Raw genomic sequence first — 15,411 nt, 5'->3', positions numbered from 1 at the left:
CCTCCGAAAGATGGTTGCTTCTACAGCATTTGCTACACGTTCAGGGTGGTCAGTTTGTCCCGGAATCCCCTGGTCAGTTTGCCCCGGAATTGGTGGTCAGCTTGCGCCGGAATCAGGTGGTCTGGTTCATCAGAATCTCCAATTATGACGGCGTTCGAGGTAATTAGTGGGCTTATCATAAGTAATGATATCCAGAAATTCGTATCGCTGCGGTTTACCGGTTTTTTTATTACGCAACGGTGGGGAAAAATCAAGGTATATAGAATGACGTCCGTTTGTCAACGCCTTTTTCCTAATGTGGACCTTTGCCATATTATGCTTTTGGATTAAATACCCCGTCCAGATCCGATTTAGCCACGTAAGTGTACCAGCCATCTTGAAACTTGAACAGGTTATTTCGTTTAATGATATCGAATAATGCTTTCTCCGAGATATTAAAAACCCGCTGGGCTTCTCCCATATTATAGCATTCCGATATCGGTGGAGGTTTGAGCTCCTTCAGTTGAACTACCGGAGGCAGCTCAAATAGCCTGTCAATGTCCTTTCGGTAGAGAAGGGTTTTTCTTTTAGACAGGTTGACCGCAGTTAATTTCCCAATATTGATCAGATGATATATCATCTTGTCTGATGCCTTCAGCAATTTCGCAGCGGATCTGACATTTAGAAACTCGCCTGATATCAGATCGGGGTCGTTAACTTCAAGCACTTTCTTTACAGCCTCATTCATCGAAGCCATAGACGAATCCCTTTTGATTTGCTTATTGTAGCGTTTTGCACACAACTTACTGCAGTACCTGGTAACAGTAGTCTTGGCAACGAATACACTTCCGCATTGAATACATATCCTATTTACTGTAAAATTCGAGCTCATGTCAAAATCAACTTTTAGGCCTTTGTCAAAATTTGGCAAAAGCAATCCCAGGGCGATAATTTCGCCATTTTCAAAACCTTAATAATCAGATTGTTATCTCACGCTGGCGAAATAACCGGGGACTTAACCACTGATGATAGGGGTAATTAATCATCGGTGGTTATGGCTCCATTAATGGGGGCAATTAAGCGTATATAAGGCGCAATAAGCGTAAATAAGGGTATATAAGCTACTTAATTTCTCCCAAATCTTGCAGACTCGTAATTTCTTTATTTTGAGTACCAAGATAGAACCAAATATAAGAAATACACTGCCAATTATCCAAGAATTTGGACAAGCGAAATATTACTAACTTATTAACAATGAGTTATTTACTTGTCATAAGTTGTCGTAAGTTTAGGGTGTTTGTCAGGCCTATTTGCCGATACAAAACTTACTAAATATGTTCTCCAGCAGATCATCGGTAGTTACCACACCTGTAATCTCGCCTAAGTAATGCAGGGCTTGCTTAATATCCATCGATAGGAAATCAGACGTGATACTGCCATCTATGCCGCCCAAAACTCTTACCAATGCTTCTTCGGTTTTTTGAAGTGCCTCCAGGTGGCGAATGTTGGTCACCAGGGTTTCGTCTCCACTGAGTTGGTCTTTGATGGCAGCAGTGTAGATCTTGTTCTTGAGGTCGTCTATATGCAGTTTTTCTTTGGCTGATATAAAAGTGGTTTGCATATCCGGCAATCCCGAGGTAGTGAAAAAAGCCTGGATGCTTTCCAACTTCAGTATATCCTCATCTAAAAGATCCATTTTATTGGCCACCATTAACATGCCCACACCGGGTTTCTGCAGACTTTCCAAATCACTTTTAAGTTCGTCTAAGGTGATAAGTTCGGCATCAAACACATAGATCAATAATGCCGACTGGCTTATTTTTTCCATAGTCCGCTGTACTCCTATCTGCTCAATAGCATCTGTAGCTTCGCGGATACCTGCTGTATCTATCAACCTAAAATTGATGCCCTGTATATTCAACACCTCTTCAATGGTATCGCGGGTGGTACCCGGGATATGACTTACAATAGCTCGTTCCTCGTTTAGCAAGGCATTAAGCAGGGTTGATTTACCTGCATTTGGCCTGCCTGCAATAACGGTATTTACGCCATTTTTAATGGCGTTACCCAACTCAAACGATTGAATGAGCCGGCCTACTATTTTGGTAATTTCATGGATAAGGTGTTTCAGCTGGTCGCGGTTGGCAAATTCAACGTCTTCTTCAGCAAAGTCAAGTTCCAGTTCAATCAGCGAGGCAAAGTTTACCAGCTGTTCGCGCAGGGTTTGCAGCTGAGTGCTAAAGCCGCCCCTAAGCTGTTGTAGTGCCACCTGTTGCGATGCTTTGGAGTTGGAGGCTATCAAGTCTGCAACAGCTTCGGCTTGCGACAAATCAAGCTGACCGTTCAGGAACGCTCTTAAGGTAAATTCACCGGGCTTTGCAGAGCGTGCCCCTTTTTTGATAAACAACTTGATGATACTCTCGATAATGTAACCCGATGCATGGCAGGAAATTTCAACCACATTCTCGCGGGTGTATGATCGCGGCGCCACAAACAATGATGCCAGTACCTCATCCAATACCAGGTCACCATCTACAATATGGCCGAAATGAATGGTATGCGAAGCCTGCTTTGTTAAATCCTTACCCTTCCAAACGCTGTTGGCTATAGCAATGGCATCCAACCCCGAAAGGCGGATCACCGCGATAGCGCCAATTCCGTTTGGTGTTGCAAGGGCAACTATTGTTTCCTGTTGTGGGTGGTGAGTGACTGCTGAGTTTTGATTATCCATAGCTAATTGTCTGAACCTGAATTTTCAGAATTAATGAATTTGCAGAATTTTAAATTTCTTATAATTCTATAATTCGATTAATTCGGGTTCAGAATGCAAAAGTAAAACAAATTACCATCAACTATGAACCATCCCAAATGAACTACTTTTCAATGACTTAATGACGCTTCAACAAATGACGAATGACCAGTAACCAATGGCTAAAAAGCTTTAGCTTTGCGCAAATTATGGTAACTTTTTTTGAAGCTTCGCTCGATACTATTTCGGTACATCATGTTGGCAACCCATTGCAGGATGAGATGTACTCCTTATCAGATAATCCGCTGGAATTAAAGGATGATATTATCCCCAACCTGCTGATGCAGTATTTTTTAAAACCATTTGAAAAGGTTAACGAGGTTTATCACCTGATGCATAGCAGCGGCGATCTGGCCCTTAACGAACTACACCATTTTGCCACACAGGCATTTGATGATAAAGAGAAATTTCATGAGGCATCTGAAAAGATAGCCAAGCACTTGTTTAAGGTAACCACCCACCCTAACATTAAAGGTGGCGAACTTTATGTGGTATACTTTAACAAGGTACAAATTGAGGGTAACCCGCTGGATGCCATCGGCATATTTAAATCAGAAAACAAAGAAACTTACCTGAAAGTTTACCCGGATAAGGGCGGTTTCCAGGTTGACTATGAGCAGGATGCCATCAATATCAACAAACTGGATAAGGGCGTTTTGATCTTTAACATCGAAAAAGAAAACGGCTATAAAGTGGTGGTGGTTGATAAAACCAATGGTGGCCAGGATGCCGCCGTATACTGGAAAGATGAGTTTCTACAGCTCAAGATCCGGAACGATAGCTATAACCAAACCAGTAATACACTGGGCATCTACAAAAACTTTGTTACCCAAAAACTCGACGATCAGTTTGAAATGAGCAAGGCCGATAAAATCGATCTGCTTAACCGCTCCATGAAATACTTCAAAGAAAAAGAAACCTTTGATATGGATGAATTTGGCAATGAAGTAATAGGCAACCCCGAAGCAATAGAATCATTCAAAAACTTCAAAAATCAGTACGAGCAGGATTTTGACAGCCCCATCGCCAACACCTTCGAAATCTCCGGCAACGCCGTAAAGAAACAAGCCCGCGATTATAAAAGCGTATTAAAGCTTGATAAAAACTTCCACATCTATATCCATGGTGATAAAGAACTCATTGAAAAGGGCTTTGATGATGGTAAGAATATGAACTTTTATAAGGTATTTTTTAAAGAGGAAGCGTAGGAATAAACCTATTAAACTAAAACCACAAAGGTTTATCAGAAAAATATCTAATCTGATAAACCTTTTTTATTGTTCCAAGTCTTACTAACAATACCGAAACAATTTTTAGTTAACCAAATCACAACATCTCAATGAAAAAACTACTTTTTATTTTATCACTGCTATTTATTATTACAAGCTGCAAAGTCCCCAATTACGCTATAGGCATGAGCGAAAAAGAATTTACCGCTTCTCAAAAATACAATTTAACCTTAGTTGAGGCATCCCGGGGAAGATCCATTTATAAAAGGGCTGTTGAAAGTGACGGTAAAACAGTAACAGCAAACATGTACTACTATTTTGTAGATGGTAAATTAGTACGTATGGAACGTGTTGAAAACAACCCGGATATTATTATTGAACAAAGAAAAAGCTAAACATTTGTATAGCCTTAATGAATCAGGCTTACAGAATATCATATCCTGTAAGCCTGATTTATGTAAAGGTCTATTCTACCTCAACCAAACTACTTGCTCCGTAAGTAACGGGCTCCACCCTTTTCAAGTGTAAATTACTCACCGGCTTCACCACCAACGGTATTTTCTCAATCCGGGTTTCGCTGGTATCAAGACCAAATGCTTTAGCTTCTGACTGGGCCAATTTTTTGATGGCGAAGTAGCTGTTCAAAATAAACCCTTCGCTCATGCTGAACAGGTTGTTATAGCTCAGGAATTTTTCCATGATCACAAACCTGAAATCGGCCGCTATTTTATATCTATTAAGCGACGCATACTGACTGGTAATATCTATCTCCTGACGTTTCACCATATCCTCCACCACATTACGGAACAGCACGTTCACCCTTGGTTGTATCCTGAAACCTAAGCGATACTCAATGCGGATCACCTTGCCGGGCTCAATCTGGTCTACACTATATTCCATGGTGTAGGGCTCGTCGGTACGCTCAATGTGCACAAACCAGTAGGTATCGGCACGTTTAGGCCGACGGCTCATGATAGAGTATATGATCTTTTCTTCAATCTGCTTGCCGTTGTTGGCTTTAGTAAGGTAAATAAGATGGGTAGCGTATTTATTAACGGTAGTATCGGCGCTAAGCGCATTTAACAAGGGTAATTGTTCTTTGATATCAATAAAATTCAGGAAACGGTTATTGATCTTACGGGCTCTAAACCAGATGTACATGGTAAATATCAATCCTACCTCAAAGCCAACAAAGAATAAACGTTTTAATATTTTAACCGCGTTGGCTACAAAAAACGAGAATTCGACCGTTAAAAAGACGCACAATATAATAGTTACCAGCCATACAGGCCAGTGCTTTACATAGCGCATAAAATAGTACATTAAAATAGTGGTGCTCAGCATGGCTATAGTGATACTAAACCCGTAAGCAGCTGTCATGGCGCTGGAGGTGCGAAAATACAGCGAAACTAAAATACAGCCAACACACAAAATCCAGTTAATGCTGGGGATATAGATCTGCCCGCGAATGTTTGATGGGTACTTAATGGTTATCCGCGGCCAAAAGTTCATGCTCACAGCCTCGCTGATCAGCGTAAACGATCCGCTGATTAAAGCCTGGCTGGCAATGATAGTAGCCATAGTAGCCAGCGCAATGCTTGGTATCAAAAACTGGTGTGGCACAATCTCGAAGAAAGGATTCACCCCGCTAAAATTTTTGGTTGGCGCCTGCGACAACACCCATGCACCCTGCCCAAGGTAATTGAGGATAAGCGTAGTTTTAACAAATATCCAGCTTACCTGGATGTTCTTCCGGCCGCAATGGCCAAGGTCGGAGTATAAAGCTTCGGCACCTGTGGTACATAAAAATACCGCGCCCAGCAACCAGAAACCTTTAGGGTGATCCATAAGCAAATGCGCACCGTAATAAGGATTTAATGCTTTAAATATACTCGGGTAATGCATTACCTGGATGGTACCCAAAACTCCCAGCATTATAAACCACATCAGCATCACCGGCCCAAAAGCCGCGCCCACCACCTTGGTGCCAAACTGCTGAAAAAAGAACAGCAATATGATGATAACAATAACAATTAGTAAAATAAGGTTATTACCGGGTACTATAACACTTGAAAAATACGGTACTAGGTTTAACCCCTCAATAGCGGATGTTACCGATATAGGCGGGGTAATAATACCATCGGCCAGTAAGGTACCTGCTCCAATAATAGCCGGGATAGCCAGCCATTTACCATAGCGCCTTACCAGGGCATACAGGGAAAAAATACCGCCCTCGCCTTTATTATCGGCTTGCAGGGTTATCACAATGTATTTAAAGGTGGTTTGTAGCGTAAGTGTCCAGAAGATACAGGAGATTGAGCCTAAAACCAGGTCCTGGTTAACCTTACCACCCTCAACCAGCAGGGTTTGAAAAACATAGAGGGGGGATGTACCGATATCGCCAAAAATGATACCGAGGGTAACTATCATACCCGCAAAAGTGAGGTGCTTAACGTGCGAATTCATTTAATAAGATAAAAAATAGGGGATTGGGAACGTGGTGACCCCGCTGCGTAATGAGCAATTGCCAGCCTTTCTGGTTTTTTTGGCAGCAGCAACAGGAAATATTATCACCATAAACTAATTTTATTGATGAAATCGCTTAGCCAAAACACATGCCTGCCGCGGTTTTATTTTCACAATTACCTATTTTACAAATACTTATCTATTAAAAAGTAGTTATAACTGAAATGATAAAACCTATCAAAATGATAGGTTTTATCATTTTGATAGCAGGTAAGAGGGGTTGAATTTTGAAGAAAATTATTCAAAAAATCGACTTAAAAACCAAAAAGTCATGCCGAATTTATTTCGGCACCCCACATGCAAAGTGGACAACATGATGGTTACCTGTCCTGTGAGATCCTGAAACAAGTTCAGGATGACTTCGAAATATAAAAACCAACCCTAAAACTGCACTCCCCAGCGCTCTTCAATCCCTAATCCAAATAAAGCGAAATCATATTTCACCGGGTCGAGGGGATCAAATTGTTTTAGCCTTTGGGTTAGTTCAATGGCAGTTTGCCAGTCGGTTTGTTTGCGGGTAATAAGGAGGAGTTTGCGGGATACACGGTCGACGTGCAAATCAAGCGGGCAGATGAGATCGGCGGGATTAATGTGATTCCAGATACCGAAGTCTACACCGTTATCATCCTTGCGTACCATCCATCGTAAAAACATATTCAGTCTTTTACAAGTAGATTTTTGCGAGGGCGATGATACATGTTTTTGGGTACGATGAGGAAAGTCTGGCAAGGAGAAGAAATACTTCCTGAAATGGTTGAGATAATCTTCGACCCCCAAGCCTCCCGAAGGGGGAGTTTCTTGATTTACGAGGAGTTTCGCTTGCTCCCCCTTCAGGGGGCTGGGGGGCTGCGGTAAAAAAGCATCCTCCAAAGATTCAAACTTTTCATAATGGTACCTGAAAAACGCTATAAAATACAGCGTATCGATATCATTAAACGTGCGGTGCTTAAAGTGCAGCAGCTTTTTAAGGTCAGTTTCTTCGTGGTTGATGATGAAATCATGCGGTGCACCATCCATCAATGTAATCAATTCCTTACATTTTTTAATGATAGTAACCCGTTGCCCCCAGGCCAGGGTAGCCGCCCAAAAACCCATGATCTCGATATCCTGCTTTTTGCTGAACAGGTGAGGGATCACGATAGGGTCGTTCTCAATAAACTCCGGGCGATTATATTGGGCAACTTTGGCGTCGAGAAAGGACTTAATGTTTTCTATCATAGTTACAAAGAATCAGGAGTCAAGAATCAAGAGGTAAGATTTTTCCCTTCTTGATTCTTGACTCTTGTCTCTTGATTCTAACTCAACGCTTGCTTCAAATCTTCCAATAAATCCTCAATATCCTCTACCCCTACGCTGAGGCGTAAAAGATTATCTACCACACCCGCCTTTTCACGTTCCGACTTGGGGATTGATCCGTGCGTCATGCTTACGGGGTGATTGATTAAAGATTCCACACCACCTAAAGATTCTGCCAGTGAGAACACCTTGAAAGATGATGCTATGCGGAAAGTTTCCTGCAGATCGGCTCCTTTTAGCACGATGCTGATCATACCGCCAAAATCAAGCATTTGTTTTTTAGCAACTTCATGGTTTGGATGATCGGTAAACCCAGGCCAGTAGATCTTTTCAACTTTTGGATGCGTTTTTAAAAACGCTGCTATCTGGCGGCCATTTTCGCAATGGGCTTTCATACGCAAATGCAATGTTTTTATACCTCTAAGCACTAAAAAGCTGTCCATAGGACCGGGTGTAGCACCGCAGGCATTGTAAATAAACCATAGTTTTTTGTACAAATCCTCATCGTTCAGCATCAGGGCGCCCATGACCACATCACTGTGGCCGCCAATGTATTTAGTTACGGAATGCATCACAACATCGGCACCAAGATCTATAGGGTTTTGCAGGTATGGCGAAGCAAAGGTATTATCAACCACAAAAAGCAGGTTTTTCTCTTTGGTTATTTTACCGATAGCCGCTATATCCACAATTTGCATGGTGGGATTGGTAGGCGTTTCTATCCAAACCAGCTTAGTTTTATCGTTAGTGTACTGGCGGATTATCTCGGGATCAGAAAGATCAAGGAAATGAAATTTGATGCCATAGTTGGCGTATATCTTGGTAAAAATACGGTATGAACCACCATAAAGGTCGTTCCCGGTTATCACCTCATCGCCCGGCGCCAGTAATTTCATTACCGCATCTGTAGCACCCATTCCACTTGAAAAAGCCAGGCCAAATTTTGCATTCTCCAATGCCGCCAAACAATCCTCAAGCGCCTTGCGGGTTGGGTTGGTACCACGTGAGTACTCATAACCCTTATTATCGCCCGGCGATTTTTGCCAGTAGGTAGATGTCTGGTATATCGGCGTCATGATAGCGCCCGTAGTTGGATCGGGCTCCTGCCCTGCGTGTATTGCTTTAGTTGCGAATTTCATGTGGCCCCCTAACCCCCTAAAGGGGGAATTTTTGATTTGCTTCCTTCCCTAAGAGGAAGCCTATTTTGTATTATCCTTTAGGGAAGGATTATTTCATTTAAGCCCAACGATTTTGACTGCTTATCAAAGCTGCAAATCAAAAGCTCCCCCTTCAGGGGTTGGGGGGCTAATATGCCCGTGCAAACAGAACCCTCTGCGTCGATGGTTTACCTGTCAAAATGCATTTACCTTCTTCCAGTTTGTTATCCAAAGGTATGCAACGGATTGTCGCTTTAGTTTCCTCTTTTATCCTTTGCTCGGTTTCCGGCGTGCCATCCCAATGGGCGCTCAGGAAACCAGGCTGCTCATCAAGCATGCGTTTAAACTCCTCGTAGGTGTCAACCTCGGTGGTATTCTCCGCTCTGAAATTGAATGCCTTTTTGTAAATATTATTCTGAATCTCTTCTAACAGGGCTTCAATATGCAGCGCCAAACCATCCTGGTTTACAGTTTCTTTGGTTTTGGTATCGCGGCGTGCAAGCTCAACGGTGCCATTCTGCATATCACGGCTGCCAATGGCAACGCGCAACGGAACGCCTTTTAATTCATATTCTGCAAATTTAGCTCCGGGGCGGTGGGTATCGCGTTTATCAAATTTAACCGATACTCCTTTGGTTTTTAATTCCTTAGTTAAGCCGGCAACAAATGTTGCAATGTTATCCAGCTCTTCCTGATGTTTATATATCGGCACAACAACTACCTGAATAGGAGCTAACTTTGGAGGCAATACCAGGCCGGCGTCATCGCTATGGGCCATAATAAGCGCACCAATTAAACGTGTTGATACCCCCCATGAGGTTGCCCAAACAAAATCTTGTTTATTATCGCGGGTTGTAAACTTTACGTCAAAAGCCTTAGCAAAATTTTGCCCCAAAAAGTGCGATGTACCTGCTTGCAGGGCTTTACCATCCTGCATCAATGCCTCTATGCAATAGGTATCCAAAGCACCTGCGAAACGCTCATTAGGCGTTTTGCGACCCTTTACTACAGGCAAAGCCATCCAGTTCTCGGCAAAATCCGAATAAATCTCCAGCATCTGCTCTGTTTCGGCGATAGCTTCATCTGCGGTAGCGTGGGCGGTATGCCCTTCCTGCCATAAAAATTCGCTTGTACGCAAAAACAAACGGGTACGCATTTCCCAGCGCATTACGTTGGCCCACTGGTTAACCAAGATGGGCAAATCGCGGTATGATTGGATCCAGCCTTTATAGGTGTTCCAGATAATGGTTTCTGATGTTGGGCGAATGATCAGCTCTTCTTCAAGTTTAGCATCTTCATCAACTATAATATTTCCGTCGCCGTCGTTTTTTAGGCGATAGTGTGTAACAACAGCACATTCTTTAGCAAAACCCTCAACATGGCTGGCCTCTTTACTAAAGAAGGATTTGGGTATCAACAACGGGAAATAAGCATTGCTATGCCCTGTGTCTTTAAACATCTGATCAAGCACGGCCTGTATCTTTTCCCATATAGAATACCCATATGGTTTAATGATCATACAGCCCCTAACCGGCGAATATTCGGCCATGTCAGATTTAATTACTAAGTCGTTAAACCATTGCGAATAATCTTCGTCTTTACTAATAACACCTTTGCTCATATTGATTGGATAGAATTTGACTTTGCAATTATTGTATATTGCGCTCAAATTTATAAATTTAAAACTTATTCGAACCCGAACTTTTACAACCTGTATATGAAACGGAACATTGCAATAGGAATTTTTCTCATCAGTGCCCTTGCACTGAGTTCCTGCTCTACTCAAAAACTGGCTACTACCGCCAATAATGATGACGTTTATTTTTCAAATGCCAAGGCGGGCGATGAGCCTATCTACGCTGTACAGCCTGTTTACAATCAAAATGGGGATGAATATCAGCAAGATCAGCAGGATGATGATGATTACTTTTACTATGATGATTATGCATCGCGCATAAACCGTTTCAGTTACTACTCTCCGTTTAGTTATTATGATAATTTATATTACGGTTACAGTAATCCATATTTCAATAACGGCTTTAGCTTAGGTTTTAATTACGGCCCTTATGGCTATGGCTACTCTCCTTATGCTTACGGCGGCGGCTATGGTGGCTGGGGCTTAGGATATGGTTATGGTGGCTGGGGCTTAGGTTTTGGCTCTGGATACGGCGGATACGGTTATGGAGGCTATGGTGGTTATGGCTACGGTGGTTTATACGGCGGCGGCTTTTATGGTGGCGGCGGTTACGGCGGCGGTGGTTATGTATCATCGGGTACGCCACGCCCGGTTCGTGGCACAGGCAGCCCTTTAAGTGGCCGTGGTACACCGGCAAATAGTGCTTATGGTCGTGGCACCCGTGTTGGCGGCCCGGCGCAAAGCTCAAGAACAGGTATAGGCTATATACCAGGTGGCCGGGCAAACCGGACTACTGACGGCCTCACCCGCGGCAATTCAAATAACAGCAATAGCAGTTACTCACGCGATTCGCGCCCGGTAAGGCAACAAGATACCAGGCCGGCAACACAAAGTGTTGAACGTTCACAACCTGCACAATCACCTTCGCCAAGTTCAAGCGGTGGCTCAAGCAGCGGTGGTGGCTCAAGCAGTGGCGGCGGTGGCGGCAGACCAGTTAGACCATAATTTTATCAGCTTATATCTATGAAGATTAAATATTTACTCAGTGTAATTGCTATAGTAGCATTTACAAAAGATAGTTTTGCGCAATATTCGCAGGATGCCATCCGCTTCAGCACCTTTCAAACGGGGTCAACTTCGCGCATCAAAGCAATAGGCAATGCAGGGACAGCTGTTGGTGGCGACCTAAGCTCGATAAGTGGAAACCCTGCAGGCCTTGGTTTTTTCACCCACTCGGAAATAAGCATAACGCCCGAGTTTAATGGCTCAAAGGTAAACTCAACTTACCTTGGCCAGTTTGGCACCGACAGCAAAAGCAACCTTAATTTCAATAACGCTTCGGTAGTAATTTACCAGCGATTGAATACACCAAAGGGCCGCGACAAAACAAAAGGATGGTTAAGCTTTAATTATGGAGCTGCCTACAGCCGCACCAATAACTTTTACGAAAACATAACCTATGGCGGTAAAAACGCATCAAACTCTATTGGTGATTACTATGCCAGCCTTGCCAATGCAAATGGCCAGGTAAACCAGGGCGGACTTGATGATTGGGCTTACCAGCAAAACCTGATAGATAGCTATAGTACTACCGGAGGCGGATCTGAATACCGCAGGAATGCATTTGGCACGGTTGACCAGTTAAGCAATACCATACGTTCTGGAGGCCAGTCAGAAGTAAACCTTGCATTTGGAGCCAATTACAGCAACAAGCTGTATTTAGGTTTAGGTTTGTCGTTATCAGATATCAGGTACAACTCATACAGCGTATTTAACGAAACCGGTAACGCAAACATACTGGTGAATAATATCGGCACAAATGTTGGCTTTAATTCGGGCTTTGTTCAGGACCAGATCACCAAGGGTTCTGGCGGTAATGTTAAGCTGGGTTTAATTTATAAACCGGTTAATACCCTCCGTTTAGGCTTTACAGTTACTTCGCCAACGTTTTATAGTATCGATGACTCTTACGATGAAAGCCTTGCAACCAAATTTAATAATGGCAGCGCTTTTGCAAACGGTCCGCAGGATTATTCTTTATCCTACAATATGCGTACACCCTTTAAATTTACCGGTGGTGCCGCTATCTTTATTGGCAAATACGGCTTCATATCCGGCGACGTAGATTATATTGACTATAAAACCACCCACATCAGCAGTAATGATAGTTATACTGCCGATTTTGACAATGGCAATATTAAAGCGCTTTACCGCTCAACCATTAACGCGCATGTTGGCGCCGAAGCCCGTTTAAACAGCATGCTTTACCTGCGTGGTGGTTACAGTATACAGGGAAGCCCGCTTAAACAAAATGGTAGCGATATTAAAACAGTAACCGGTGGTATTGGTGTAAGGTTTGGTAATTATTATGTAGATGCAACCTATGCACATTTAAGTGGTTCGCAAACTGTTTACCCATATGAGATAGCCGCTGCAAGCCCATCTGCATATTTAAAAAAGACAAATAACAATGCCTTCCTTACTTTAGGATATAGCTTTTAATTATCCAAAAATATTTTTTTTTACAAAAAGCCTTCCGGTAATCCCGGCAGGCTTTTTTTATGCTTAACCCTGGATGACCGACCGGAGTTTTGATGGATAAAATACTTTAAAAAAGACAATTAATATCCCCCAATAATAGTTTTTCAATTTGTAAAAGGATAGTATTAAATTGCTCTTACCAATTATTCAAATCCATTATGAAAAACCTGCATGTTACCTTAATCATTGTTTTTATGCTGATGGGGGCTGTATCCCACGCGCAACAGCAACCCTTAACGGCCAAAGCCGCACATCAATGGGTTAAAAGTGGCATATGGAAAAATGGGCTAAAGATTTCACTGCATTCAACGGCCAATGAACTTGAATTTGCCAAACAGTATAAGGCCAATAAAGCTGCCTGGGATAAGGCGATTGATTTTCTCCGCGATCGCAACCTCGATCTCATAGCTCCCGGCAAATACCCCATTGATGGCGAAAATGTGTACGCATCCGTAACCGAAGCATCTTCAAAAACATTTGAGCAATCGGCATGGGAATCCCACAAAAACTATATTGACCTTCAATATGTGATCAGGGGTAAAGAAAAAATAGCAATAGCGCCTGTTGATAGCGCCGCAGTAACCGAGCCTTACGATGCTGCTAAAGATATAATTCATTACAACTTTGAAGGCAAATTTTATACTGCCGCGCCAAATGCATTTTTCCTGTTTTTTCCGGGTGATGCACACCGACCAAACGTCAAAGTTAATGGTTATGATACCGTTAAAAAGTTGGTTATCAAGATCAGGGTAATAAATTTACCGGATTAAAAGCCCGATAGATCACCTATCTGCTCTGTCTTTTCCAGGTGCCTTACATCAAATCCTTTGTTGGCTGCGCGTACCACTAGTTGGTTATAAGTTTGATCATCCAGTGTTGGGCGGCGGCTCAAAATCCAAAGAAACCTGCGGTTTGGATGCCCAACTACAGCATAGCTGTAATCTTTTGCCAAATCAATTATCCAGTATTTGCTTTTACAAGGCCAGGAAAACTGAACGGCCAGCTTGGAGTTAGTGCCCTTATCAGTAACAAAAGCTTTTCCTTCAGTTACTTTAAGGCTATTATTTTTTATGCAGCGATTTTTTACAATGATGCTGCCATCTTTATTTAATCCGTAAGTTGCCGAGGTACATGAGCACCCTTTCTCAAAAGGTTGAGGGAAAGCGGCTATTTCGAACCAGGTACCCAGGTACTTTTTAAGGTCGACATAGTTAACAGTTTCCAATGGTTTTTCCCGGGCTTGCAGTGCCAATGCAGCCAAACCCAGTACAACAGAAGTTGCCAAAATCTCTTTCTTCATACAACCATAACGACCAGCACACCCAAAAAGTTTAAACAATAAGCACATATTTACCCCTCGCACCACCCTGAAATATTTAATTACCTTTGCCACAAAACATTAAAATTGGGTACAACAGCCACATTTCAGGATAAAAAAGTCATCAGCATATTAGGTTGCGGCTGGTACGGGCAGGCATTGGCCAAAACATTGATCAATGATGGTATACAGGTAAAAGGATCAACCACATCTCCTCAAAAAATGGAGCTGCTTTTGGCTGATGGTATTGAACCATATTTGATTGATTTGTCTGTTGATCACGAACCTTACGACGCCGAATTTTTCAATTGCGATGTGCTTTTAATTGCTATTCCGCCAAAAGCACGGTCGGGCCAGGGAGCAAATTTTACTAATAAGATCAAGGCCATCATCAACGCTATAAATCAGCATGGCTTAAAAAAAATAGTGTTCATCAGCTCTACCGGTGTTTATGCCGATTTGAATATGGAGGTTGACGAAAACACACCACCGCAACCCAATACCGAAGCCGGTAAAATATTATTTGCTGCCGAAAGCCTTTTTACGGAAGAGGAAACGTTTAAAACTACCATTATCCGCTTTGCGGGATTGATAGGACCAGGACGCGATCCGGGCCGATTTTTTGCGGGTAAAAAAGACATCCCCAATGGAGATGCACCAGTGAACCTGATACATTTGAATGATTGCATCGGATTAACCAGGGCCATTATCGATAAAAATGCTTTTGGGTATTTGTTTAATGGCTGCTCGCCGAATCATCCTGCAAAATCTATTTTTTACACCAGCGCCGCCTTAAATTCAGGATTTGAAAAACCGGAGTTTATTCATGAATTAAAGGAATGGAAGATTGTTAAAAGTGTACATGTGGAGCCGATATTGAATTATCAATTTAATACCGGTATTCAATAGTAAATACCAAT

General features: G+C 42.5%; 14 protein-coding genes. 6 read left to right on the top strand and 8 right to left on the bottom strand.

Going from position 1 to position 15,411, the window contains the following annotated elements; translation table 11 throughout:
* Positions 1-129: 129 nt before the first annotated feature.
* From Q0R88_RS27180 to mnmE, 3 genes are all read right to left on the bottom strand, one after another.
* Positions 130-312 carry a hypothetical protein gene (locus Q0R88_RS27180; protein ID WP_366086800.1) on the bottom strand — a complete coding sequence of 61 codons (183 nt, stop codon included), beginning with the start codon at positions 310-312 and terminating at the stop codon, positions 130-132.
* A 1-nt stretch (position 313) separates the two neighbouring features.
* Positions 314-736 (bottom strand): helix-turn-helix domain-containing protein, encoded by a 423-nt coding sequence (locus Q0R88_RS05635; protein WP_295713452.1) that lies wholly within the window; start codon positions 734-736, stop codon positions 314-316.
* A 549-nt stretch (positions 737-1,285) separates the two neighbouring features.
* Positions 1,286-2,710, bottom strand: coding sequence for a tRNA uridine-5-carboxymethylaminomethyl(34) synthesis GTPase MnmE (gene mnmE / locus Q0R88_RS05630; RefSeq protein WP_295713450.1), 1,425 nt, complete (start codon positions 2,708-2,710; stop codon positions 1,286-1,288).
* Between the two features lie 227 nt (positions 2,711-2,937).
* Between mnmE and Q0R88_RS05625 the strand changes: the two genes are divergently transcribed.
* Both Q0R88_RS05625 and Q0R88_RS05620 read left to right on the top strand, forming a co-directional pair.
* On the top strand, positions 2,938-3,996 hold the full coding sequence (locus Q0R88_RS05625; protein ID WP_295713456.1) for a nucleoid-associated protein: 1,059 nt from the start codon (positions 2,938-2,940) through the stop codon (positions 3,994-3,996).
* Between the two features lie 131 nt (positions 3,997-4,127).
* Complete coding sequence (locus tag Q0R88_RS05620) at positions 4,128-4,412, top strand: hypothetical protein (protein ID WP_295713447.1); 285 nt, start codon at positions 4,128-4,130, stop codon at positions 4,410-4,412.
* A 70-nt stretch (positions 4,413-4,482) separates the two neighbouring features.
* Here Q0R88_RS05620 and Q0R88_RS05615 read toward each other — a convergent pair whose 3' ends face one another.
* From Q0R88_RS05615 to proS, 4 genes are all read right to left on the bottom strand, one after another.
* Positions 4,483-6,483, bottom strand: coding sequence for a KUP/HAK/KT family potassium transporter (locus Q0R88_RS05615; protein WP_295713445.1), 2,001 nt, complete (start codon positions 6,481-6,483; stop codon positions 4,483-4,485).
* A 441-nt stretch (positions 6,484-6,924) separates the two neighbouring features.
* Positions 6,925-7,761, bottom strand: coding sequence for a TIGR02757 family protein (locus tag Q0R88_RS05610; protein WP_295713441.1), 837 nt, complete (start codon positions 7,759-7,761; stop codon positions 6,925-6,927).
* A 77-nt stretch (positions 7,762-7,838) separates the two neighbouring features.
* On the bottom strand, positions 7,839-8,978 hold the full coding sequence (locus tag Q0R88_RS05605; protein ID WP_295713438.1) for a cystathionine gamma-synthase: 1,140 nt from the start codon (positions 8,976-8,978) through the stop codon (positions 7,839-7,841).
* Positions 8,979-9,144: 166 nt separating this feature from the next.
* Complete coding sequence (gene proS, locus Q0R88_RS05600) at positions 9,145-10,617, bottom strand: proline--tRNA ligase (RefSeq protein WP_295713436.1); 1,473 nt, start codon at positions 10,615-10,617, stop codon at positions 9,145-9,147.
* A gap of 96 nt (positions 10,618-10,713) precedes the next feature.
* On the opposite strand from proS, the gene Q0R88_RS05595 reads away from it, so the two are divergent.
* From Q0R88_RS05595 to Q0R88_RS05585, 3 genes are all read left to right on the top strand, one after another.
* Positions 10,714-11,637 (top strand): hypothetical protein, encoded by a 924-nt coding sequence (locus Q0R88_RS05595; protein WP_295713433.1) that lies wholly within the window; start codon positions 10,714-10,716, stop codon positions 11,635-11,637.
* An 18-nt stretch (positions 11,638-11,655) separates the two neighbouring features.
* Complete coding sequence (locus tag Q0R88_RS05590; protein WP_295713430.1) at positions 11,656-13,134, top strand: hypothetical protein; 1,479 nt, start codon at positions 11,656-11,658, stop codon at positions 13,132-13,134.
* Between the two features lie 197 nt (positions 13,135-13,331).
* Entirely contained in the window at positions 13,332-13,943 is a 612-nt protein-coding gene (locus Q0R88_RS05585) for a YhcH/YjgK/YiaL family protein (RefSeq protein ID WP_295713427.1), read from the top strand.
* Here the strand turns inward: Q0R88_RS05585 and Q0R88_RS05580 are convergent.
* The gene (locus Q0R88_RS05580; RefSeq protein ID WP_295713424.1) at positions 13,940-14,473 is read right to left on the bottom strand and encodes a lipocalin family protein; all 534 of its coding nucleotides are present in this window, start codon (positions 14,471-14,473) and stop codon (positions 13,940-13,942) included. The genes Q0R88_RS05585 and Q0R88_RS05580 overlap by 4 nt on opposite strands.
* A 105-nt stretch (positions 14,474-14,578) precedes the next feature.
* On the opposite strand from Q0R88_RS05580, the gene Q0R88_RS05575 reads away from it, so the two are divergent.
* Entirely contained in the window at positions 14,579-15,400 is an 822-nt protein-coding gene (locus Q0R88_RS05575) for an SDR family oxidoreductase (RefSeq protein WP_295713421.1), read from the top strand.
* Positions 15,401-15,411 lie beyond the last annotated feature (11 nt).

Source organism: Mucilaginibacter sp. (genome assembly GCF_025362475.1).
Taxonomy (GTDB): Bacteria; Bacteroidota; Bacteroidia; order Sphingobacteriales; family Sphingobacteriaceae; genus Mucilaginibacter.
The sequence above is the reverse complement of the archived record's forward strand: the minus strand, read 5'-3'. Positions and strand labels throughout refer to the sequence as shown.